This window comes from Streptomyces sp. NPDC127068, assembly GCF_042724695.1.
Lineage (GTDB): Bacteria > Actinomycetota > Actinomycetes > Streptomycetales > Streptomycetaceae > Streptomyces.
Genome location: NZ_JBHXEN010000010.1, coordinates 97,226 through 119,270, shown reverse-complemented (window position 1 = coordinate 119,270; position 22,045 = coordinate 97,226). Strand labels below are relative to the sequence as shown.

19 protein-coding genes are annotated in these 22,045 nt (G+C 72.5%); 13 read left to right on the top strand and 6 right to left on the bottom strand.

What is annotated here, in order from left to right; translation table 11 throughout:
- From ACFWIA_RS08835 to ACFWIA_RS08815, 5 genes are all read left to right on the top strand, one after another.
- Positions 1-978 carry an NAD(P)H-quinone oxidoreductase gene (locus tag ACFWIA_RS08835; RefSeq protein ID WP_387001840.1) on the top strand — a complete coding sequence of 326 codons (978 nt, stop codon included), beginning with the start codon at positions 1-3 and terminating at the stop codon, positions 976-978.
- 94 nt (positions 979-1,072) lie between these two features.
- Positions 1,073-1,912, top strand: coding sequence for a hypothetical protein (locus ACFWIA_RS08830; RefSeq protein WP_387001838.1), 840 nt, complete (start codon positions 1,073-1,075; stop codon positions 1,910-1,912).
- Between the two features lie 145 nt (positions 1,913-2,057).
- Positions 2,058-2,591: a bacterial proteasome activator family protein gene (locus tag ACFWIA_RS08825; RefSeq protein ID WP_387001836.1), complete on the top strand. Its 534-nt coding sequence runs from the start codon at positions 2,058-2,060 to the stop codon at positions 2,589-2,591.
- A 254-nt stretch (positions 2,592-2,845) separates the two neighbouring features.
- Entirely contained in the window at positions 2,846-4,099 is a 1,254-nt protein-coding gene (locus ACFWIA_RS08820; protein ID WP_387001834.1) for an NAD(P)/FAD-dependent oxidoreductase, read from the top strand.
- A 214-nt stretch (positions 4,100-4,313) separates the two neighbouring features.
- On the top strand, positions 4,314-6,410 hold the full coding sequence (locus tag ACFWIA_RS08815) for an MMPL family transporter (protein ID WP_387001832.1): 2,097 nt from the start codon (positions 4,314-4,316) through the stop codon (positions 6,408-6,410).
- Between the two features lie 17 nt (positions 6,411-6,427).
- Here ACFWIA_RS08815 and ACFWIA_RS08810 read toward each other — a convergent pair whose 3' ends face one another.
- Positions 6,428-8,071, bottom strand: coding sequence for a protein kinase (locus ACFWIA_RS08810; RefSeq protein ID WP_387001830.1), 1,644 nt, complete (start codon positions 8,069-8,071; stop codon positions 6,428-6,430).
- A gap of 324 nt (positions 8,072-8,395) precedes the next feature.
- On the opposite strand from ACFWIA_RS08810, the gene ACFWIA_RS08805 reads away from it, so the two are divergent.
- Positions 8,396-10,153, top strand: coding sequence for a protein kinase (locus ACFWIA_RS08805; protein ID WP_387001828.1), 1,758 nt, complete (start codon positions 8,396-8,398; stop codon positions 10,151-10,153).
- 185 nt (positions 10,154-10,338) lie between these two features.
- Here the strand turns inward: ACFWIA_RS08805 and ACFWIA_RS08800 are convergent, their stop codons facing one another.
- Positions 10,339-10,776, bottom strand: a complete 438-nt coding sequence (locus ACFWIA_RS08800; RefSeq protein ID WP_387001908.1) for a pyridoxamine 5'-phosphate oxidase family protein — start codon at positions 10,774-10,776, stop codon at positions 10,339-10,341.
- A 153-nt stretch (positions 10,777-10,929) separates the two neighbouring features.
- On the bottom strand, positions 10,930-11,601 hold the full coding sequence (locus tag ACFWIA_RS08795) for a response regulator (RefSeq protein WP_385489118.1): 672 nt from the start codon (positions 11,599-11,601) through the stop codon (positions 10,930-10,932).
- Between the two features lie 337 nt (positions 11,602-11,938).
- Here ACFWIA_RS08795 and pdhA point away from each other — a divergent pair, with 337 nt between their 5' ends.
- The 3 genes from pdhA to ACFWIA_RS08780 are packed head-to-tail and all read left to right on the top strand — an operon-like array spanning position 11,939 to position 15,590.
- Positions 11,939-13,108: a pyruvate dehydrogenase (acetyl-transferring) E1 component subunit alpha gene (gene pdhA / locus ACFWIA_RS08790; RefSeq protein ID WP_387001826.1), complete on the top strand. Its 1,170-nt coding sequence runs from the start codon at positions 11,939-11,941 to the stop codon at positions 13,106-13,108.
- Between the two features lie 2 nt (positions 13,109-13,110).
- Positions 13,111-14,091, top strand: a complete 981-nt coding sequence (locus tag ACFWIA_RS08785; RefSeq protein WP_387001824.1) for an alpha-ketoacid dehydrogenase subunit beta — start codon at positions 13,111-13,113, stop codon at positions 14,089-14,091.
- Positions 14,092-14,102: 11 nt separating this feature from the next.
- Entirely contained in the window at positions 14,103-15,590 is a 1,488-nt protein-coding gene (locus tag ACFWIA_RS08780) for a dihydrolipoamide acetyltransferase family protein (RefSeq protein WP_387001823.1), read from the top strand.
- 113 nt (positions 15,591-15,703) lie between these two features.
- Here the strand turns inward: ACFWIA_RS08780 and ACFWIA_RS08775 are convergent, their stop codons facing one another.
- Positions 15,704-16,594, bottom strand: a complete 891-nt coding sequence (locus ACFWIA_RS08775; RefSeq protein ID WP_387001821.1) for a D-alanyl-D-alanine carboxypeptidase family protein — start codon at positions 16,592-16,594, stop codon at positions 15,704-15,706.
- A gap of 282 nt (positions 16,595-16,876) precedes the next feature.
- Here ACFWIA_RS08775 and ACFWIA_RS08770 point away from each other — a divergent pair, with 282 nt between their 5' ends.
- Positions 16,877-17,569: a GntR family transcriptional regulator gene (locus tag ACFWIA_RS08770; RefSeq protein WP_387001819.1), complete on the top strand. Its 693-nt coding sequence runs from the start codon at positions 16,877-16,879 to the stop codon at positions 17,567-17,569.
- Positions 17,566-18,891: a nitrate/nitrite transporter gene (locus ACFWIA_RS08765; protein WP_387001817.1), complete on the top strand. Its 1,326-nt coding sequence runs from the start codon at positions 17,566-17,568 to the stop codon at positions 18,889-18,891. The genes ACFWIA_RS08770 and ACFWIA_RS08765 overlap by 4 nt, the downstream gene beginning before the upstream one ends.
- Before the next feature lie 66 nt (positions 18,892-18,957).
- Here ACFWIA_RS08765 and ACFWIA_RS08760 read toward each other — a convergent pair whose 3' ends face one another.
- Positions 18,958-19,782 (bottom strand): maleylpyruvate isomerase family mycothiol-dependent enzyme, encoded by an 825-nt coding sequence (locus ACFWIA_RS08760; RefSeq protein WP_387001815.1) that lies wholly within the window; start codon positions 19,780-19,782, stop codon positions 18,958-18,960.
- 241 nt (positions 19,783-20,023) lie between these two features.
- Here ACFWIA_RS08760 and ACFWIA_RS08755 point away from each other — a divergent pair, with 241 nt between their 5' ends.
- Positions 20,024-20,839 (top strand): carbon-nitrogen family hydrolase, encoded by an 816-nt coding sequence (locus ACFWIA_RS08755; RefSeq protein WP_387001813.1) that lies wholly within the window; start codon positions 20,024-20,026, stop codon positions 20,837-20,839.
- Positions 20,840-20,852: 13 nt separating this feature from the next.
- Here ACFWIA_RS08755 and ACFWIA_RS08750 read toward each other — a convergent pair whose 3' ends face one another.
- On the bottom strand, positions 20,853-21,206 hold the full coding sequence (locus ACFWIA_RS08750) for a hypothetical protein (RefSeq protein WP_387001811.1): 354 nt from the start codon (positions 21,204-21,206) through the stop codon (positions 20,853-20,855).
- A 181-nt stretch (positions 21,207-21,387) separates the two neighbouring features.
- On the opposite strand from ACFWIA_RS08750, the gene ACFWIA_RS08745 reads away from it, so the two are divergent.
- Positions 21,388-22,023 (top strand): hypothetical protein, encoded by a 636-nt coding sequence (locus ACFWIA_RS08745; RefSeq protein WP_387001809.1) that lies wholly within the window; start codon positions 21,388-21,390, stop codon positions 22,021-22,023.
- The last annotated feature ends 22 nt before the right edge of the window (positions 22,024-22,045 follow it).

Here is a 22,045-nt window from a genome sequence, read left to right as displayed (position 1 = left end):
ATGCATGCGATCAGTGTTGCCGAGGCCGGTGGTCCCGAAGTGCTCACCTGGGGGGAGGTGCCGGACCCCGTCCCCGCTGAGGGCGAGGTCCTGATCGAGGTGGTGGCCAGCGCCGTCAACCGGGCCGACCTGTTGCAGCGGCGCGGTCTGTACGACCCGCCGCCCGGTGCCTCGCCCCATCCCGGGCTGGAGTGTTCCGGGCGGATCGCCGCCCTGGGGCCCGGGGTCGCGGGATGGTCCGTCGGCGACGAGGTGTGCGCCCTGCTGTCCGGCGGCGGTTACGCGGAGCAGGTCGCGGTGCCGGTCGGCCAGCTGCTGCCCCGCCCCGGGAACGTCTCCCTGGTGGAGGCCGCCGCGCTGCCCGAGGTCGCCTGCACGGTCTGGTCGAACCTGTTCCAGGCGGCGCACCTGCGACCCGCCGAAACGGTGCTGATCCACGGCGGGGCCAGCGGGATCGGGACGCTCGCGATCCAACTCGCCAAGGCGGTGGGGGCACGGGTCGCCGTGACCGCGGGCAGTGCCGAGAAGCTGCGCCGCTGCGCCGAACTGGGCGCGGACGTGCTGATCCACTACCGCGAGCAGGACTTCGTCGAGGAGGTCCGACGGGCCACCGGGGGCGCGGGGGCCGATGTGGTGCTCGACATCGTCGGGGCCGCGTACCTGGAGCGGAACGTGCAGGTGCTGGCGGTGAACGGTCGGCTGGTGATCATCGGTTTGCAGGGCGGGGCGAAGGCCGAACTGAACCTCGGGGCGCTGCTGGCCAAGCGGGGAGCGGTCGCGGCGACCTCGTTGCGGGGGCGCCCCGCGGCGGAGAAGGCCACGATCGTCGCCGCGGTGCGGGAACACGTCTGGCCGCTGGTCGCGTCCGGACGGGTGCGGCCCGTCATGGACCGGAGCCTGCCGATGCGGGACGCCGCGGCGGCCCACCGGGTGCTGGAGGACGGCGACAACATCGGAAAGGTGCTGCTCACCGTGTGACCGTGCACCCCGGACGGACCCCTCCGGGGTGCCGGCGCCCCGGGCCCGTGTGAGGGTGGGCCGCGGGGATGGCTCTGTCCGGAGGGCGGTCGCAGTGGCTGCGTGGCTGGGTGCGTTCGGCGGGACCGCCGCGGTCCTGACGGCGCTGCTCCTGGGACCGGTGGGCTCCGGTCCGGCGCGCGCACTGGCGGCCCCCGGACCAGCAGTCCCCGCGTCCTCCTCCGGGTCCGCGGCGCCGACCGGCAGTGCCGCCGGCCCCTCCCGTGCACCGACCCCCGCCCCGGAGAGCGCCGGCGGTGGCGCGGGCCGTCCGCGTCCGGCGCGGCCCCCGGACCAGCGGCCCCAGGACCAGCCGCCCCCGCGCGATCCGCCCCCGCGCGATCCGGCCGGGCCGCCCGCCGCGCCGACGCCGGGCGGGCGCTCCGACAGCACCCCGGCCGGTACGGGGGACAGCGGGGCGGGCCCGGGTGGCCGCCCCGGCCCGGCGCACGCGTCCTCGCCCGCGGCCGGGAGCCCCGCCGCGGCACCCTCCCGCACCCGGGCCCCCGCCCCGGAGGAGTCCCGCGCCGGCAGCCGGCACGGTGAGGGGCGTCCCCGTCCCGGTCGGCCCGAGGGCGAACCGCCCCGGCGCGACCCGAGCGCGGTACCCACCGCACCCACCCCGGACGCCCACCGGGACGGACCGGTGAACGGTCGGCCGGACCCGGACACCGGCTCCGACTTCGGTGCGGACCTCGGGACGGCGGACCCCGGATTCGACTCCGAAGTGGACTCCGAGGCCGGCGAGGCCGCCGGGCGGGCCATGGACGACGCGCCACGGGTCCCGCCCGCCCCTTCGCACGGGCCGGCCTCCCAGGTCCTCTCCCTGGGCAGCGGGCTGCTGCTGATGGGGCTGGGCCTCGGCTACCTGGGCTGGCGGCTGCGGCAGTCCTGACGGCGACCGCCACCGCCGGACGGGGGCCGGCGCGGTGCGCGACGCCCCCCGTCCGACGGTGGCCCGCCCGGCCCCGACGGACGGAACGATCACGATCCACGGGGTACCACTCCGGACGGGTGCCCCGGTGCGCGACAATGAGCCCATGGAGATGCCGAGGAACGAACGGTCGCCGGAGAGCCCCCAGGTCCTGGTCGTGGGCCAGGACGGAATGGCTCTCGGCGGCGGAGACGAGGACTCCCGCGAGGTGCCGGTGACGGAGATGGTGGAGCAGCCGGCCAAGGTCATGCGCATCGGCAGCATGATCAAGCAGCTCCTCGAAGAGGTGCGGGCCGCCCCCCTCGACGACGCGAGCCGGCAGCGCCTCAAGGAGATCCACGCCAGCTCCGTGAAGGAGCTGGAGGACGGGCTCGCCCCGGAGCTGGTGGACGAGCTGGAGCGGCTGTCGCTGCCCTTCACGGACGAGGCGACGCCGAGCGACGCGGAGCTGCGGATCGCCCAGGCCCAGTTGGTCGGTTGGCTGGAGGGCCTGTTCCACGGCATCCAGACCACGCTGTTCGCCCAGCAGATGGCGGCCCGCGCCCAGCTCGAACAGATGCGGCGGGCCCTGCCGCCGGGCGTCGGCGGCGACGAGGACCACGGCCACTCGGGCGGCCGGACCGGCGGGCCCTACCTGTAGGCCCGGCCCTTGCGATGCCCCGCCGAGCGTCGGCTCGGCGGGGCATCGTGCTGCGAAGCGGCGGGTGCGGGGCGGGCCCGCCACCGTTCCCCGGCCCTGAGCCACCTGCCACCGGCACCGAGCGCCTTCGGAGGAACCTCGCCCTTCCGCATCCATGGACCGCCGCCCGCGGGAAGAAGCGGAGAGGACGAATCCATGACGAGGGCCGAGCCCGGTCGTGACCGCGCAGCGGCTCGGAGGAAGAGCGGCGATCCATGGCTGCGACGAACGAAGCGCCCCCCGACGCGGTGGTGGTCGGAGCGGGGCTCGCCGGGCTGGCGTGCGCGGGGGACCTGCTGCGGGCCGGGCTGAGGGTCCGGGTGGTGGAGGCGTCGGACGGCGTGGGCGGTCGGATGCGGTCCGACCGGCACGAGGGCTTCGTCATCGACCGCGGCTTCCAGGTGTTCAACACGTCCTACCCCCAGGTGAAACGGCGGCTGGCCCTGCGCGCCCTGGAACTGCGTCCCTTCACCGCGGGGGTGTTGGTGCACACCGAGCGGGGCCGCCTCCGCTTCACCGATCCCACCCGTGCACCCCACCGGCTCGGCGACCTCCGCCCCGGGCGCCTCGGTTCCGCGCGGGACCTCCTGGCGCTGGGGATGCTCACGGCACGGGACGCCCTCGGGCCGGTCCAGCCGGTCAAGCGCGCCGAGGACCGCACCACGAGGACCGCGCTCTCGGCGGCGGGTTTCTCCGAGGAGTTCGTCGAGCGGTTCTTCCGGCCCTTCCTGTCGGGCGTGTTCCTGGAGGACGAGTTGGAGACCTCCAGCCGCTTCTTCCATCTGGTGTGGCGCAGCATGGTGCGGGGCACGCTCTGTCTTCCCGCCCGGGGCATCGGTGCGGTGCCCGCCCGGCTCGCGGCGGGGCTACCGGCCGGGGTGGTGTCGTGGGACCGTCCGGTGGAACGGCTCACCGACGACGGAGTGCTGCTCGCGTCGGGGCAGGAGATCACCGCGCCCGCCGTGGTGGTGGCGACCGGTCCCGAAGCCGCCGCCTCGCTGCTCCCCGGGCTCGTGGTACCGGCCTCGCGCGTGGTCACGACCTACTACCACGCCACGGACGGCCGCTCTCCGCTGGGCGAGCCGACCCTGTTGATCGACTCCGGGCGCCGGTTCCTCCACACCTGCGTACTGAGCGAGGTCCAGCCGGGGTACGCGCCCGCCGGCCGTCATCTGATCGCGACCTCCGCGCTCGGCACCGACGAGCCGGGGCGCGAAGCCCTCCTGAGGGCGGCACTGGCCGAGGTCTACGGCACCGCAACCGACGGCTGGGAGCTCCTGACCGTACGCACGGTCCCCGATGCGCTGCCCGCCATGCCGCCTCCGCAGCCACTCAGCCGTACGGCGCGGGCGGGCCCGGGGCGTTACGTCTGCGGCGACCACCGGGCCACCGGCTCGGTGCAGGGTGCGCTGGCCTCGGGTGCCAGGGCGGCGCGGACCGTGCTCCGGGACCTCGCGTCCTCGCGCTGACGCCGCACCCGCGCAGGAGTGCCTGATCCTCCTGAACTAGGGTGACGCCCGGTGCATCCGGAAAGACGGCACCGCGGGAATCCCGATCATCGGATGGTTCGACGCCATGCGGTGATGCAGACCGGCCGGGGAACCCTCGGCCCGGACGGATTCGGTTCTCTCTCAGGGCCCGGGCGGTCTTCGAGGCAAGTGAACGTGATCACTCGGAGCACGCATGTCCACCACACCGCGCAGGGCCCGTTGGCTGGTCCCCGTGGCCCTGCTCCTCGCCTGGCTCGCGATCGGCGGCGGGCTGGGCCCCTTCGCCGGGAAGCTGGGTGAGGTCGCCACCAACGACCAGGCCGCCTTCCTGCCGCGGAGTGCGGAGTCGACGCGGGTCATCACGGAGCAGCGGGCCTTCCAGCAGCGGGAGACGGTGCCCGCCCTCGTGGTGTGGACCGCCGACGACGGCGGTCGCCTGGACGGGGCGCAGCGCGCCGCGGCCACCCGGGCGCTGGCCTCCGTCGCCGGCGAGCCCGGTGTGCAGGGACGGCCCTCCCCCGCACTGCCCTCGCGCGACGGTCGGGCGCTCCAGGGGATCGTGCAACTCGGCCCCGACCTCGGAGACGGGCTGGAGAGCACCCTCGACCGGGTGCGGAAGGCCGCCGGGGGCGTGCCCGGTGCCACGGTGGAGTTGGCGGGGCCGGCCGCTGCGCAGGCGGACCTGTCGGACGCCTTCGCCGGGATCGACGGGCTGTTGTTGGGAGTGGCCCTCGCGGCGGTGCTGGTGATCTTGTTGTTGGTGTACCGGAGCGTGCTGCTGCCGCTGGTCATCATCGTGGGGTCGGTGTTCGCGCTGGGTCTGGCGTGCGCCGTGGTGTACTTCCTCGCCGATCGCGGGGTGGTGCGGGTGGACGGTCAGGTCCAGGGCATCCTGTCGATCCTGGTGATCGGTGCGGCGACGGACTACGCCCTGTTGTTGACCGCGCGCTACCGCGAGGAACTCGCCCGCACGACGGACCGGTTCCTTGCCGTGCGGGCCGCGCTGCGGCAGTCCACGGGGGCGATCGTCGCGAGTGCGGCCACGGTCGCGCTGGGGCTGTTGGCGTTGCTGCTGAGCGACCTCACCAACAACCGCGCGCTCGGACCCGTCGGCGCCATCGGGATCGTCTGTGCGGTGCTGAGCGCCCTGACCTTCCTGCCGGCGGTGCTGGTGCTGCTCGGCCGGGCCGCGTACTGGCCGGCCGCGCCCCCCTCGGCGGAGTCGGCCGCGAGCCCGTCGGGGATCTGGCCCCGGGTGGCCGCCTTGGTCGACCGGGCGCCCCGCCGGGTGTGGTCCCTCTCGCTGGCGGGCCTGCTGGTCTGCGCCGCCTTCGCCCCCGCGCTCACGTCGAAGGGGGTGCCGCTGGACGAGATCTTCGTCAAGGACGCGCCGTCCGTCTCCGCGCAGCGCACCCTCGCCCGGCACTTCCCGGGCGGGTCGGGCAATCCGGCGGTCGTCATCGCCGCCGCGGACCGGGCCGAGCAGGTGGTGGCGGCGGCGGGTCGTACCCCCGGGGTGGCCTCCGTCGCGGCGGTGACGGAGTCGGGGCGCCCCGGCGGTGGTCCGCCGCTCGTCGTCGACGGTCGGGTGCGCATCGACGTCACCCTCCAGGACGCGGCGGACAGCGATGCGGCGAAGGACGCGGTGGCCCGGCTGCGCACGTCGCTGCACGCCGTGCCCGAGGCGGCGGCGCTCGTGGGCGGCTACACGGCCCAGCAGTACGACACCCAGGTCACCGCGGAACGGGACCGCACGGTCATCGTTCCCGTCGTCCTGGTCATCATCTTGATCATCCTGATGGGGCTGTTGCGTTCGTTGGTGATGCCGCTCCTGTTGGTGTCCACCGTGGCGCTGAACTTCCTGGCCACCCTCGGTGTCTCGGCGCTGGTCTTCGAGCACGTCTGGGGATTCGCCGGCACCGACTCGTCCGTACCGCTCTACGGTTTCGTGTTCCTGGTGGCGCTCGGCGTGGACTACAACATCTTCCTGATGTCCCGGGTACGGGAGGAGTCCCTGCGCCACGGGGTGCGCGCGGGAGTGCTGAAGGGGCTCGTCGCGACCGGCGGAGTGATCACCTCCGCGGGAGTGGTGCTGGCGGCGACGTTCGCCGCGCTCGGGGTGATCCCGCTCGCCTTCCTCGTCCAGATCGCCTTCATCGTGGCCTTCGGGGTGCTGCTCGACACCTTGGTGGTGCGCTCGCTGCTCGTCCCCGCACTGGTGCGGGACATCGGCCCCGCCTCCTGGTGGCCGGGGGTGTTGAGCCGGCGCCCGGCCGGGCGGGACACCTGACGTACGGGTCCGGGACCCTACTGCGCGGGGTTGCCGGTGGAGACGTCGAGCTGGATGGTCGGCGGGTTCTCGGGGTCGAAGTCGGTGCCCGCCTGCGGGAACTGCTTCATCACGGCCCCGTCACCGTACGTGTTCTCGTTGACGTCGGTGGTGTCGAAGCGCCACCCGCCGGCCTGGAGGCACTTCTTCACCGAGTCGATGTGCTTCATCACGAAGTTCGGCATCTCGACCTTGCCCTCGTCGGTGTACGACGTCTCGGGCTCGCTGCACTCCGTGTCCTCGATGGCCTTCGTGGTGTCCGGACCGCGGTACCCCTCGGCGACCTTCGGCGCGGACGCGGTCGGGCTGGGCTTGGCGTCCGGCTCGTCCTCGCCGTCGCCGCCGATGGAGTTGATGATGCCGCCGAGGACGCCGAGGGCGAGGAAGACCCCCACCACGACCGCCACGGTGTTGCGCTTGCGCTTGCCGCCCGGCCCCCGGGAACCCTGCTGCGGCCCCACGGCGTACGGGGCCGGCGCCTGCTGCGTCGCCGCCCCGTACCCGACGGACGGCCCCGGCACCGGGGTCCCGTACCCCTGCTGCGGATAGCCGTACCCCGGTCCGGCGGGAGCCGGCTGCGCGGGGGACGGCGTGGGCGGACCGTAGGGACCCGGCTGGTACGGCGACTGCACGGGGCCCGGTGCGGGCGCCGCGGACCGGTCCACCGGCGGGAAGACGGCCGAGCCGACGCCCGCCCCGCTCGCGGTCGGCGCCCCCGGCACGATGCTGGGCGCGACCTGCTGGAGCGACTGGGCGACCCGCAGGCACTCGTCGCGCATCGCCTCGGCGCTGGGGAAGCGCTCGTTCGGGTTCTTCCGCAGGGCCCGCGCCACCAGCGCGTCCACCGCCGGGGGCACCGACCGGTTGATGGTCGACGGGGCGACCGCGTTCTCCTGGACGTGCGCGTACGCGATGGCCAGCGCCGAATCCGCCTCGAACGGCAGCCGCCCGGTCACCAACTGGAACAGCATGATGCCGACGGAGTACAGGTCGGAGCGCGCGTCGACGCCGCGGCCGAGGGCCTGCTCCGGCGAGAGGTACTGCGGGGTGCCCACGACCATGCCGGTCTGCGTCATCGACGTGACCCCGGACTGCATGGCCCGGGCGATGCCGAAGTCCATGACCTTGGTGACGCCGCGCTTGGTCATCATGACGTTGCCGGGCTTGATGTCCCGGTGGACCAGCCCCATTTCGTGGCTGATTTCCAGCGCCGCCAACACATCGGCGGTGATCTTCAGCGCGGTGTCCGTGGACATCGCACCGAACTGCCTGACGTCCGACTCCAGCAACGAACCGAGCGGCTGGCCCTCGACGTACTCCATCACGATGTACGGGGTGGTGCTGCCGTTCAGCTCGTCCTCACCGGTGTCGAAGACCGACACGATGTTGGTGTGGGTGAGCTTGGCCACGGACTGCGCCTCGCGGCGGAACCGCTCCCGGAACGCGGGCTCGCGCCCGAGTTCGGTGTGCAGGGTCTTGACCGCGACCTGACGGTCGAGCACCGAGTCGTAGGCCAGGTGGACGGAGGCCATGCCGCCCTCACCGAGCAGGTCCCGCAGCTGGTAGCGTCCACCGCCGACCGAACGCCCTGCGTAGCGACCCTGCGCGCGGTCCTGGCTCATGGTCTGCGTCCCCCATCGGCGCGGTCGGTGACTGTCGCCCGGCTCCCGCGTTCGGTGATCGATTGTGCTATTCCCGGCCAAGTCTGCCGGAGGTCACTGACACGTCAAGTTCGGTGCCCGTTCCGTGACCGTACGCGAATGAAGCGTCGCGGAAGCGTTACCGCGTCCCCCGGCCCCGGACACAGGATTTGCCCCGAACGCGACGGTACGGGTTTGATGGCCGGTCCATCTCGGACCGTGGGGGTCGTCAAAGGCTGTAGCGTTGGCAGGCGGAGACCGTAACAACCACCGCACGTACGCGGGCAGAAACGACGGCGAGGACTGATGGCACAGACGCAGCGCGCCCAGGGCCCGTCCGACCCCGAGGCATCTGGCGGCGGCATGGGTGACGCGCCGGAGAACTGGGGCAACGGCGGACTGGTCGGGGACGGCCGGTACCGGCTCACCCACCGGCTGGGCCGGGGCGGCATGGCCGAGGTTTTCGCGGCCGAGGACGTCCGACTGGGCAGGACCGTCGCCGTGAAGCTGCTGCGCGCGGACCTCGCCGAGGACCCGGTGTCCAAGGCCCGGTTCACCCGCGAGGCGCAGTCGGTCGCCGGGCTCAACCACCACTCGGTCGTCGCCGTGTACGACTCGGGCGAGGACCAGGTCGGCCACCAGACGGTCCCGTACATCGTCATGGAGATCGTCGAAGGCCGCACGATCCGCGACCTGTTGATCAACGCCGAGGCCCCCGGGCCCGAACAGGCCCTGATCATCGTCTCGGGAGTGCTGGAAGCCCTCGCCTACTCGCACCAGCACGGCATCGTGCACCGTGACATCAAGCCCGCGAACGTCATCATCACCCACAACGGTGCCGTGAAGGTGATGGACTTCGGCATCGCGCGCGCCCTGCACGGCGCGCAGTCGACCATGACCCAGACCGGCATGGTCATGGGCACCCCGCAGTACCTGTCCCCCGAGCAGGCCCTCGGCAAGGCCGTCGACCACCGCTCCGACCTGTACGCGACGGGCTGTCTGCTCTACGAACTCCTCGCGCTGCGCCCGCCGTTCACCGGTGAGACGCCGCTTTCGGTGGTCTACCAGCACGTCCAGGACATCCCGGTGCCCCCCTCGGAGGTTTCCGACGGGGTCCCGCCGGAGCTGGACGGCCTGGTCATGCGGGCCCTCGCCAAGGACCCCGACGACCGCTTCCAGACCGCCGAGGAGATGCGCGGCCTGATCCAGTACGGCATCCAGATGCTGTACGAGCAGGGCAGCCACACCGGCACCTGGAACACCGGGCCGGTCACCGGTCACGACGCCGCCCACACGCCCGCGATGGGCATGGCCGGGACCACCGCCCTGCCGCACCCCGAATCCGGCACCACGCAGATCCCGCAGCCCATGCTGCGCCCGTCCGGTGACGACGGGGGCTACGGCGGTTACGGCAACTACGACCAGGGCTACGAGCACGACGGCAACGGGGGCGGGCGCAAGAACAAGCTGTGGCTGCTGGCCGTGCTCGCCGTGGTCGCCGTGGTCGTGGGCGTCGCCCTGGCCGTGCGGGGCATGGGCAACGACGACGCCGGCGACGGACAGAAGACGGAGAACAAGCCTTCGACGTCCCAGTCGCAGAAGACGGACAAGCCGAGCAAGAAGCCGGAGACGGAGGCCTCGCCCAGGCAGTCCAACAACTGGGGCAACGGCACCAGCAGCGGCAGCAGCAGCGGTAGCGGCAGCGGCACCTACAACCCGCCCCGGCAGCAGCAGCCGGGCGGCACCGGTGGCAAGCAGTCGTACTCGCAGCGGCCCACCAACCAGGCTTCGCAGCCGGCCACCCAGCCGCCGGCCACCACCAGCCAGCAGCCCACCGGCGGGCAGTCGCAGGGCAACGGCGGCCAGCCCACGGGCGGCAACACCGCTCCGGTGACCGGCGGCAACGACGGCGGTGCCGACAACGGGGGCGCTGCCAACGGTGGCGGCGACGCCGCGAACGGTGGCGGCGATGCGGCTGGCGGCTCCGGTGAAGCCGCGGGTGGCGGGGCGGGGGCCGGGGGCGGCGCGGCGGATGGTGGCGGGGGCGAGCCCCCGCAGCAGTAGCTTCTCCCCCTGGCGGGGACGGCTACTGTCGTCGGTCGGCTGCGGGTCCGTCGTGGTCACCCGCGCAGTTCCCCGCGCCCCTAACGGGGCCCGACCGGGCTGACGCGCCAACCCAGGGGCGCCCCTTTAGGGGCGCGGGGAACTGCGCGAGCAACCCCCGCGGACCCGCGCGTGCCGGACGAGCGTCAGACGGCGGGGCCCGACGGGTCGGACTCGTGCAGGGTGACGAACTGCGGCTCGATCCGGAGGTACACCGGATCGTAGGGCTCGCCGTCCACCCCCCGCGGGGTCGGACCGAACAGCAGGAGCTCCGCGGGCTCGGGCAGCACCGCCTCGCACAGCCCGACCAACTGGACCGACCACTCGGCCGCCCCCGGCTCACACGTGCCGAGGTTGTCCGCCCCGTAGGCGACCACACTGCCGATGCACGCCCGGTGATAGCCGTAACCGCGGTGCATCCGCAGCAGCAGCCGGCCGTCGACCAGGATGTGGCGGGCCGCCGCGAGGAACGGGAGCGCCCGCATGCTCGTGGCCACCCGACCGTGATCGGTACCGGCGAGCAGGGCGAAGGCGCGCTGCTCGGCGCAGGTGCGGTCCGGGGGCGCGGACGGCGACGGGGACATGGGCATAGGGCTCAATGTCGACCATCCGTGCGTCGAGCGCCAGGGAAACCCGCCCCTGCTGCTCGGGACCAAGGTCCCGAATGCCGTCGAAGGGGACCGCACGGAGACGAAGTGCTCCGAACGGTCGCGTGTGCGTTCACTCGAAGGGGTGGATCAGCCCTTGCGGGCGTCCAGCCGGGCCACGTAGGCGGCGGCCTGGGACCGGCGCTCCATGCCGAGCTTGGACAGCAGGCTGGAGACGTAGTTCTTGATGGTCTTCTCGGCGAGGTGCAACCGCTCGCCGATGACCCGGTTGGTGAGCCCCTCGCCGATCAGGTCGAGGATGCGGCGCTCCTGGTCGGTGAGCGAGGCGAGCTTCTCGTCCCCGTCCCGTCCCGAGCCCTTGCGGCCCCCGTCCCGTAGCCGCTCCAGCACCCGGGCGGTGGCGACGGGGTCCAACAGCGACTTCCCGGCGGCCACGTCCCGCACCGCCGCCAGCAGCTCGTTGCCCCGGATCGCCTTCAGGACGTACCCGGAGGCGCCGGCCATGATCGCGTCGAAGAGGGCCTCGTCGTCCGCGAAGGACGTCAGCATCAGGCACTTGACCGACTCGTCCTGGGAGCGGATCTCCCGACAGACCTCGACCCCGCTGCCGTCCGGCAACCGGACGTCGAGCACCGCCACGTCCGGGCGGACCGCGGGGATGCGCGCCAGGGCCTCGGCCGCCGTACCCGCCTCCCCGACGACCTCGATGTCGTCCTCGACGGTCAGCATCTCGTGGACGCCCCGCCGGACCACCTCGTGATCGTCAAGAAGGAACACCGTTATCTTTCCCTCTTCTCGCACGGTGCCAGTCTCACACACGATCTCTTCCCCCGCCGTGGGCCCCCGGGTTACGGTTCGCCTGTTCCGGCCGCCCTGTCCGCATGCCGCGGCGCCCTGACCAGCGAGAGTTCCCGACCGACGCGATTTACTTGGAAATCCAAGGAAAATTGCAGGTCAGACGGGTTTCGCGGCAAGGCGCGACACTGGGTAACGTGCTAGGTGCAGGGCACCCGCCGGGGCACCTGTCACGCCTTTTCCCGGCGGAGCGCACCCACCCCGTGCGCGGTTGCTCGGGGACGGGCGACCGCACTGGCCCTCCCGGCGAACCCGGGTGGCCGGACCGACGGAGGAGCAGTACGTGACCGCGGACAGCACTGTCAGCACTGTTGCAGGAGGGGCGCGGGGGCGCGCCGCCGCCAAGAGGACGTCGGGCGCGCAGCCCGACCTGGTTCAGCTCCTGACCCCCGAGGGCAAGCGGGTCAAGCCCACCAAGGCGGTCGCCGAGTACGCCGCGTACGTCGAGGACGTCACCCCCGAGGACCTGCGCGGGCTGTACCGCGACATGGTCCTGACCCGCCGCTTCGACGCCGAGGCCACCTCCCTCCAGCGTCAGGGCGAGCTGGGCCTGTGGGCCTCGCTGCTCGGCCAGGAGGCCGCCCAGATCGGCTCCGGCCGGGCCACCCGACCCGACGACTACGTCTTCCCCACGTACCGCGAACACGGCGTCGCCTGGACCCGCGGGGTGGACCCGACGCTGCTGCTGGGCATGTTCCGCGGCGTCAACAACGGCGGCTGGGACCCCACCACCAACAACTTCCACCTGTACACGATCGTCATCGGCTCGCAGACGCTGCACGCCACCGGCTACGCCATGGGCATCGCCAAGGACGGCGCGGACTCGGCGGTGATCGCGTACTTCGGTGACGGCGCCTCCAGCCAGGGCGACGTGGCCGAGGCGTTCACGTTCGCCGCGGTGTCCAACGCGCCCGTCGTGTTCTTCTGCCAGAACAACCAGTGGGCGATCTCCGAGCCCACCGAGCGCCAGACCCGGGTGCCGCTGTACCAGCGGGCCCAGGGCTACGGCTTCCCCGGCGTGCGGGTCGACGGTAACGACGTCCTCGCCTGCCTCGCCGTCACCCGCTGGGCGTTGGACCGGGCCCGCCGGGGCGAGGGACCCACCCTGGTCGAGGCGTTCACCTACCGGATGGGCGCGCACACCACCTCCGACGACCCCACCCGCTACCGCCACGACGACGAGCGGGTGGCCTGGGAGGCGAAGGACCCGATCGCCCGCCTGCGCACCCACCTGGAGGCGCAAACCCACACGAACGAGTCGTTCTTCGCGGAACTGGAAGCGGAGAGCGAGGCGTTGGGCAAGCGGGTGCGCGAGGTGGTGCGGGCGATGCCCGACCCGGACCCGCTGACCATCTTCGAGAACGCGTACGCGGACGGGCACGCGCTCGTCGACGAGGAGCGAGCGCAGTTCGCCGCCTACCAGGCGTCGTTCGCGGACGGGGAGGACAAGTAGCCATGGCCGTACAGAAGCTGCCGATCGCCAAGGCGATCAACGAGTCCCTGCGCCGGGCGCTCGACGAGGACCCGAAGGTCCTGGTCATGGGCGAGGACGTCGGCAAGCTCGGTGGGGTCTTCCGGGTCACCGACGGTCTCCAGAAGGACTTCGGCGAGGAACGGGTGATCGACACCCCGCTGGCCGAGTCCGGCATCGTCGGCACCGCGATCGGCCTGGCCCTGCGCGGGTACCGCCCGGTGGTGGAGATCCAGTTCGACGGGTTCGTCTTCCCCGCCTACGACCAGATCGTCACCCAGCTCGCCAAGATGCACGCCCGGGCCCTCGGCAAGATCAAGCTGCCCGTCGTGATCCGCATCCCCTACGGCGGCGGGATCGGCGCGGTCGAGCACCACTCGGAGTCCCCGGAGGCCCTGTTCGCGCACGTGGCGGGGCTGAAGGTGGTCTCGCCGTCGAACTCGTCCGATGCGTACTGGATGCTCCAGCAGGCCATCCAGAGCGACGACCCGGTGATCTTCTTCGAGCCCAAACGGCGCTACTGGGACAAGGGCGAGGTCGACCCCGAGGCCATCCCCGGCCCGCTGCACCGCGCGACCGTCGCCCGGCAGGGCACCGACCTCACGCTCGCCGCGTACGGCCCGATGGTGAAGGTCTGTCTGGAGGCCGCTGCCGCCGCCGAGGAGGAGGGGCGCTCCCTGGAGGTCCTCGACCTGCGCTCCCTCTCGCCGATCGACTTCGACACGGTGCAGCAGTCCGTGGAGAAGACCCGTCGGCTGGTCGTGGTGCACGAGGCACCGGTGTTCCTGGGTACGGGAGCGGAGATCGCCGCGCGGATCACCGAGCGGTCCTTCTACTACCTGGAGGCACCCGTCCTACGGGTCGGCGGCTACTACGTGCCGTACCCCCCGGCGCGGTTGGAGGAGGAGTACCTACCGGGTCTCGACCGGGTGCTCGACGCCGTTGACCGTTCGCTGGCGTACTGAGGGAGGAGGACGTGACGACCATGACGCAGGTGTCCGTACGCGAATTCAGGATGCCCGATGTGGGCGAGGGCCTCACCGAGGCGGAGATCCTCACCTGGTACGTGAAGGTCGGTGACACCGTCACCGACGGCCAGGTGGTGTGCGAGGTGGAGACCGCCAAGGCGGCGGTCGAGCTGCCGATCCCCTACGACGGGGTGGTGGCGGAGCTGCGCCATCCGGCGGGGACCACCGTGGACGTGGGCGAGGTGATCATCACCGTGGACGTGGGCGGCGGCACCGCCTCCGCCCCTGCTCCGGCCACCACCTCCGCGTCCGCCTCGGTCGAAGCGGACGCGCCCGCTCCGGCGACCGCCGAGCCCGCCGGGACCACCGAGCCCCGGGGCCGTCAGCCGGTGCTCGTGGGGTACGGGGTGGCCGAGAGTTCCACCCGGCGCCGGCCCCGCAAGGCCGAGCCCGCCCCGGTGGCCGAACCGTCGCCCCCGACCCCGGCCGCCGCGGCCCCGACCCCGCCCGTCGCGGCCCCCGCCGCGCCCGCCGTCGAACCGGCCGCGCCCGGGGCGAACGGGGCCAGGCCGCTCGCCAAGCCGCCGGTCCGCAAGCTGGCCAAGGACCTCGGGGTGGACCTGGCGGGCGTGACGCCCACCGGCCCGGGCGGGATCGTCACCCGGGAGGACGTCCATGCGGCGGCCACCCCCGAGCCCCGTCCTACGGCGGACCCGGTGCTCCCGGAGACCCCGGCAGCCACCGCCCCCGTCCCGCAGACGACCGCCCCGACCGCCCCGGTCACCGGGCGCGAGACGCGCATCCCGGTCAAGGGCGTCCGCAAGGCGACCGCGCAGGCCATGGTCGCCTCGGCGTTCACCGCCCCGCACGTCACCGAGTTCGTGACGGTGGACGTGACGCGCACGATGAAGCTCGTGGACGAGCTGAAGCGGGAGGCCGACCGCTACGGACTCGCGGGACTGCGGATCAACCCGCTGCTGCTGGTCGCCCGGGCGCTGCTCGTCGCGATCAAGCGCAACCCCGAGGTCAACGCGGCCTGGGACGAGGTCAACCAGGAGATCGTGCGCAAGCACTACGTGAACCTGGGCATCGCCGCCGCGACCCCCCGCGGCCTGCTCGTCCCCAACATCAGGGACGCGCACGCCAAGACGCTGCCCGAACTCGCCGCGGCCCTGGCGGAACTGGTGTCCACCGCCCGGGAGGGCAAGACCTCGCCCGCGGCGATGCAGGACGGCACCGTGACCCTCACCAACGTCGGGGTCTTCGGTGTGGACACGGGTACCCCGATCCTGAATCCGGGGGAGTCCGCGATCCTCGCCATGGGGGCGATCAATCTCCGGCCGTGGGTCCACAAGGGCAAGGTGAAGCCCCGTCAGGTCACCACGCTCGCCCTCTCCTTCGACCACCGTCTGGTCGACGGCGAGCTCGGCTCCAAGGTCCTGGCCGATGTGGCCGCGGTCCTGGAGGACCCCAAGCGCCTCATCGTCTGGTCCTGACCGCGGGTCGGCGCACCGGCGCGACCGCACACGACGAGGGCCCGTCCGCCACCGGACCGATCCGGTGGCGGACGGGCCCGTCGAGCTCCGCCGCGGGGTGCCCGTAAGGCCCCTCAGCGTCGGAAGCCGTAGTCCATCAGCTTCTTCGCGTCCTTCAGCCGGTTGGCGTCCGAGGAGGACGTCAGGACCGTTCCGATCACGGTCTTGCCGTTCCGGGTCGCGGCGAAGACCAGGCAGTACTTGGCCTCGGGCCCCGAACCGGTCTTGATCCCGATCGTCCCGGAGTAGGTGCCGAGCAGCTTGTTGCTGTTGGTCCACGGCATGTCCCGGTAGCCGCCGTTGCGGGTGGTGACCCGCTGCTTCGTGGACTTGGTCTTCACGATCGTGCGGAAGGTCGAGTTCTTCATCACGTTGCTCGCGAGCTTGGTCAGGTCGCGCGGCGTCGAGTAGTTGTTGCCGTTGCCGATGCCGTCGAACGAGTCGAACTTGGTGTTCCGCATGCCGAGGCTGCGCGCGGTGGAGTTCATCTTGCCGATGAACGACTTCACGCGGGCGGCCCGGGTGGAGCCCGTGCCGAACTTGTCCGCCAGTGCGTACGCGGCGTCACAACCGGACGGCAGCATCAGCCCGTAGAGCAGCTGACGGACCGTCACCTTGTCGCCGACGATCAGTCGCGCGGAGGACGCGGTGCGGGACACGATGTAGTCGCTGTACGCCTTCTGGATCGTCACCTTGGAGTTCAGGTTCAGATTGCGCTGCGACAGGACCACCTTGGCGGTCATGATCTTGGTGGTGGACCCGGTGTTGCGCCTGGTGTCCGCGGTCTTGTTGAAAAGGGTGCGGCCCGTGCGGTTGTCCATCACGAAGCCGCCCTTCGCCGTGACGGACGGGACCGGTGCGGCCTGGGCCTGGGTGGCGGTCACCCCGCCCGTCAGCAGTGCCCCCGCGGTGAGCGTCGCGGTGACGGCCGAGGCACGACGAATGCCCTTGATGCCTGTACTCAAGTCGAATGCTCCAAACGCCCCTGGAAATACCGTGCGTGGGTCGCGGCGCAAAGATGCCGCACTCAGTTAAGACTCTTGGGTGGCGCGTAAGGATGCAGGGAAAAGGTAAAGAATCCCCCGCGTCCCACGAAAGAACTTCCTGAAGTCTCTTTGTCGCCAAATGGGCAACCGCTTCGCCCTCCGGTCGCAGGGGGAGGCGGGGGAGGCCGGCCGCCCCCCTCGGGCCCGTCCGCATCCCGGACGCCCCTCCCCATGCGTACGTGTTGTATCTAACCTGTGCACATGCCTGCCTCCGCCGCGCCGCCCGTGACCACCGCGACGACGGGCGACGCCCCCGCCAAACGGCCGCCCGCCGCCGACCGCGTCTACCAACACGTCAAGCAGGGCGTCCTGGACCGCCGCTACGAGGGCGGGACCCTGCTCACCGAGGGGGAGTTGGCCGAGGCGGTCGGCGTCTCGCGCACCCCCGTGCGGGAGGCCCTGCTGCGGCTGGAGGTCGAAGGACTGATCAGGCTCTACCCGAAGAAGGGAGCCCTGGTGCGGCCCGTCTCCGCGCAGGAGATCGCCGATGTCGTCGAGACCCGGCTCCTCGTGGAGGAGCACGCCGTCCGCAAGGCCGTCCCCGCGCCGCCCGCCCTGCTCGCCCGGCTCGCCGAACTCCTGGCGGAGCAACAGGTGCACGCGGCGGCCGGCCGGTACGCCGAAGCGGCCGTCACCGACCGCCGCTTCCACGTCGAGATCGTCCGCAACGCGGGCAACGAGATCCTGTCCCGCCTCTACGAACAGCTCCGTGACCGTCAGCTGCGGATGGGCGTCGCCATGATGCACGCCCACCCCGACCGGATCGCCAGGGCCCTCGCCGAGCACGAGGAGATCCTCGACGCGCTCGCCGCCGGGGACGCCGAGCGGGCCGCGGACATCGTGCACCGGCACATCGGCCGGGTCGCCGACCTCGCCCGGGGAGGGGTCCGGTGAGCGGCGGGTCGGCCGCTGCGGCCGGGGACCCGCCCGGTGGTTGTCGGGCCGTCTCCATCTGGTCGATCGGCGTGTCCGTCTACTTCGTCGCCGTCATCTTCCGCACCTCGCTGGGGGTCGCGGGACTCGACGCCACCGAACGCTTCGGGATCAGTGCCTCCGCGCTGTCCGCGTTCTCGATCCTCCAACTCCTCGTCTACGCGGGCATGCAGATACCCGTCGGGCTGCTCGTCGACCGGTTCGGCACCCAGCGGGTGCTGATACTCGGGGCCGTCCTGTTCACGGCCGGGCAGCTGGGCTTCGCGCTCGCCCCCTCCTACGGGACGGCCCTCGCCGCCCGCGCGCTGCTCGGCTGCGGCGACGCGATGACGTTCATCAGCGTGCTGCGGCTCGGCGCCCACTGGTTCCCGGCCCGGCGCGCACCGCTCATGGCCCAGCTCGCCGGGTTCGCCGGGATGGCGGGCAACCTGGTGTCCACGCTGCTGGTCGCACGGCTGCTGCACGGCGTCGGCTGGACCGCCGCGTTCGCCGGCAGTTCGCTGGCCGGGGTGGTCGTCCTCGTCCTGTTGCTGTTCCTGAAGGACCAGCCGGGGCGGCCCCGTACCGCCGCCGCCCCGGGTTCCGGGGACGCCGCCCCGCCGCCCGACCGCGCACCGGTGTCCGTACGCCGTCAACTGGGCGCCGCCTGGCGCGAGCCCGGTACCCGACTCGGTCTGTGGGCGCACTTCACCGGACAGTTCCCGGCGATGGTGTTCCTGCTGCTGTGGGGGCTGCCGTTCCTGGTGCAGGCCCAGGGCCTCGCCCCCGACACGGCCGGTGACCTGCTCACCCTGGTGGTGGTGTCCAACATGGCGGTGGGCCTCGTCTACGGGCAGGTCATCGCCCGGCACCACGCGGCCCGGCTGCCCCTGGTCCTCGGCACGGTCGGCCTCACGGCCGCGATGTGGGCGCTCACCCTGGCCTGGCCCGGGGGCCGGGCACCGTTCGCGCTGCTGGTCACCCTGTGCGTGGTGCTCGGGGCCTGCGGCCCGGCCTCGCTGATCGGCTTCGACTTCGCCCGCCCCGCGAACCCGCCCGAACGGCAGGGCACGGCCTCCGGGATCGTCAACATGGGCGGCTTCGTGTCGTCCATGGCCACGCTGTTCGCGGTGGGCGTGCTGCTGGACCTGACCGGCGGGGAGTACCGGATCGCGTTCTCCGCGGTGTTCGTGGTGCAGGCCCTGGGGGTCGCGCAGATCGTCCGGCTGCGCCGCCGGACGGCCCGCCGCGAACGCGAACGGCTGGTCGCCAGCCGGGTCACCACCGTGCACGTCCCGGCGTAGCCGCACCCCGCGGTCCGGTTCCCGCGGACGCACGAGGGCCCGTACCGCACCGGGCCCGGACGACCGTCAGGACGTGATCGCGAAGTTCCGCAGGATGGCCGCCGCGAACTCCTGGTCGCCCTCGGTCTTGATCCGGTCGCGGGCGGACTCCGGGGTGATCCGACCGCAGGCGAGTCGGCCGTAGGTCTCCCAGTCGGTGCTCAACGTCACCAGCGGGCCCAGCGAGGGCGCGCCGTCCACGGAACCCCGGCCCTCCGCGTCGACCCGGACCGTCCGCAGGAACTCGACCGTGCCGTGCACGTCGACGACGACCGCGGTTCCGGGCGGGGCACCGGCGTCCTGGGCGACGACCTTCGGCAGCGCCTCCAGCATCACGTCCCGTGCGAGCTGGGCGCCCGGCGAGTCCAGGTTGCCCGGCTGGTTGAGGGCTACCCGGAGGTCCTGCTCGTGGACCCAGATGTCGAACGCGCGCCTGCGCATCGCGAACTCCAGGGTCTCCTCGGCGCCCAACAGGCCCCGGATCTTCGTGTCCGGCTGCCGGTTCTCGTTGCGGATCTGCCGGTTGCGCCGGATGACGGTGTACTCCAGCTCCGCCGTCATCTCCGGGCCCGTGTGGTGGCGCCGGACGTCGACCTGCATCTCCATGTACCGCTGGTGCTCGGTCTGTACGTGGTAGAGGTCGCGGGGCAGGGTGTGGATGGGGCGGGGGTCGCCGAGCATCTCGCAGTCCAGCCCGATGACATGGGAGACGATGTCCCGAACCGACCAGCCGGGGCAGGGGGTCGCTCGGTTCCACTCCCCTTCCACGAGCGGCTGCACCAACTCCGCGATCGCTTCCACGGAGTGCGTCCAGGCGTCGGCGTAGTTCTGAAGGCTGGGATGGAGACTCACGAGACCCCTCGGGCGGTTGGTGCGTGCGGCGGGCTGCTGTGGCGGGACGGGCGGCAGGTGCTTCCGGTGGTGCGGCTGTACGGCATGTACAGGCTGTACGGGGTGGTGCGGGCTCGGGCACGGTCGGGGGTCCGGGGGCTCCCCGGAAAGGCACAGTACGCTGGTTGCGGGCACCCCGGCAGTGCTTTCGTGTGACGATCGTAGGCCGTGTCAACGGCTCCGACGCCAAGGCGGTGGTAGTGTGCGCGCCTCACTCATCCAGACCGGTCCGGACGACGCAGAGTCGATCGAGGAACGTCGCGAACGGGTCGCCGCGCTCGTGCGCGGGCAGGGCGGGCAGCACGGGGGGCGCGCGGACCCCGTGGACCTGGTGGTCCTCCCCGAACTGTGGACGGTCGGTGCGTTCTCCTTCGCGTCCTTCGACGCGGCGTCCGAGCCGTTGGAGGGACCCACCCACGAGGCGATGGCCAAGGCGGCGAGCGACGCCCGGGTGTGGCTGCACGCCGGGTCGATCCCCGAACGGGACCCGGACGGCACGCTGTACAACACCTCCCTCGTCTTCGCGCCCGACGGTTCCCTCGCCGCCAGCTACCGGAAGATCCACCGGTTCGGCTTCGACCGGGGCGAGGCCGTGCTCATGGGTGCCGGCGAAGAACTCGTCACGGTGGCCCTGCCCGGGCTGACCCTGGGCCTCGCCACCTGCTACGACCTGCGGTTCCCCGAGCTGTTCCGGGGCCTGGTCGACCGGGGCGCCGACGCGCTGGTCGTTCCCGCCGGCTGGCCCGAACGCCGGCGCGCCCACTGGTCGCTGCTGGCGCGGGCGCGGGCGGTGGAGAACCAGAGCTTCGTGCTGGCCTGCGGTTCCGCCGGGGAACACGCGGGGGTGCCGCAGGCCGGTCACTCCGCGGCCTTCGACCCCTGGGGCGAGGTGCTGGGTGAGGTGCCGGGCGCTCAGGAGGCGGTGCTCACCGTGGACTTCGACCCGGGGCAGGTCGCGGCCGTCCGCGCGGAGTTCCCGGCCCTGAAGGACCGTCGCCTCGGCGTTCCCTCGGAGTAGGACGGCGCCGTCGTCAGGGCCAGTCGACCAGCTCCACGAAGGTCAGGCCCAACACGGCCACGACGAACGGCGCGACGAGGGCGAGCAACACCCGCGCCAGCGCGTGCTTGCGGCGCGCCGGCAGCAGCCAGGCGGTGAGCAGCAGGGCGGCGGGCAGCAACAGCCCGTAGCGGAAGAGGCCGAACGCGGGTGGGAAGCTCCGGTCGAAGCGGTCGAGCTCCGCGCCCTCGCACGAGTCGCAGGCCATCTGCGACATCCCCACGAAGAACAGCGCGACGAGGGCCGCCGGCACGGTGACGAGCGTCGAGACCAACGGGGCGATCCAGGCGTGGCGGTCGCGGTCGTGCGGTGCGGGGGTCGGTGGCATGCGTCCAGCGAACCGCACGACCGGAGCGGGCGCCTGAGCCCGGGTACTCAACGGGCGGCCCCGAGTCGTTCGTCGCACCTCCCGGGCGTGCCGGCACTCGCTCGGGGCCCGGTAGCCCGTCGTGATCTCGTTGAGTAGCGGTACTCATGTCCGGTCGGCGGCCCGGGCGGAGGCTGTGCACATGACCCGAACGACCCGAACCACTGACGCACGGAGCACACCCGTCCGTCCCCGGCGCCGTCTGCGCCTGACCGTCGCGGCGACCGCCCTCGGCGCCCTCGCCCTCGCCGCCGCCGGGGCGACGACGGCGAACGCCGGCAACACCACCGCCAAGCCCACGGCCACCGCCGCCGCTGAGCCCCGTGTCGACCCGGAGGTCCAGTTCGTGGAGATGCTGAGCGAGGTCGAAGCCTCCTGCCCCACGGAGGACGTGCCGCTGCCCCCGCCGCTGGTCGACCCGGAGGGCGACCCGTTCACCGAGGGGGACCTGCCCGGGGACCGCTCGCGTGCGGAGCGGGAGCTCACGCCGGTCGAGTGGTGCGCGAAGCACCGGCACGAGGAGCGGGTGACGCAGGCGCTCGACGACCTGAAGAAGCCGACCCCCGACGAGGTCAGGAAGGTCCTGAACCGACTCGGTTACCTCGACGGGCGCATCGACCACCTCAAGCGGTCCGGCGCGACCACGAAGTTCGTGATCGACCTGCGCGTCCTCGGCGGCAAGCTCGCCCTCAAGGGCACCGCGGCGGGCCCGGACACCGTGGTCGACGGGTTCGCCGCCGCGGGGAGCGGGCCGCTCGTTCCGGCGAAGCGGACGTAACGACACCCGGATCTCCCCGCGC

Bases quoted from the DNA above. Each gene is read 5' to 3' on its own strand.
- ACFWIA_RS08835 (WP_387001840.1), top strand. From the start codon at position 1: ATGCATGCGATCAGTGTTGCCGAGGCCGGTGGTCCCGAAGTGCTCACC.
- ACFWIA_RS08825 (WP_387001836.1), top strand. From the start codon at position 2,058: ATGGAGATGCCGAGGAACGAACGGTCGCCGGAGAGCCCCCAGGTCCTG.
- ACFWIA_RS08820 (WP_387001834.1), top strand. From the start codon at position 2,846: ATGGCTGCGACGAACGAAGCGCCCCCCGACGCGGTGGTGGTCGGAGCG.
- ACFWIA_RS08815 (WP_387001832.1), top strand. From the start codon at position 4,314: ATGTCCACCACACCGCGCAGGGCCCGTTGGCTGGTCCCCGTGGCCCTG.
- ACFWIA_RS08810 (WP_387001830.1), bottom strand. From the start codon at position 8,071: ATGAGCCAGGACCGCGCGCAGGGTCGCTACGCAGGGCGTTCGGTCGGC.
- ACFWIA_RS08805 (WP_387001828.1), top strand. From the start codon at position 8,396: ATGGCACAGACGCAGCGCGCCCAGGGCCCGTCCGACCCCGAGGCATCT.
- ACFWIA_RS08800 (WP_387001908.1), bottom strand. From the start codon at position 10,776: ATGTCCCCGTCGCCGTCCGCGCCCCCGGACCGCACCTGCGCCGAGCAG.
- ACFWIA_RS08785 (WP_387001824.1), top strand. From the start codon at position 13,111: ATGGCCGTACAGAAGCTGCCGATCGCCAAGGCGATCAACGAGTCCCTG.
- ACFWIA_RS08770 (WP_387001819.1), top strand. From the start codon at position 16,877: ATGCCTGCCTCCGCCGCGCCGCCCGTGACCACCGCGACGACGGGCGAC.
- ACFWIA_RS08750 (WP_387001811.1), bottom strand. From the start codon at position 21,206: ATGCCACCGACCCCCGCACCGCACGACCGCGACCGCCACGCCTGGATC.
- ACFWIA_RS08745 (WP_387001809.1), top strand. From the start codon at position 21,388: ATGACCCGAACGACCCGAACCACTGACGCACGGAGCACACCCGTCCGT.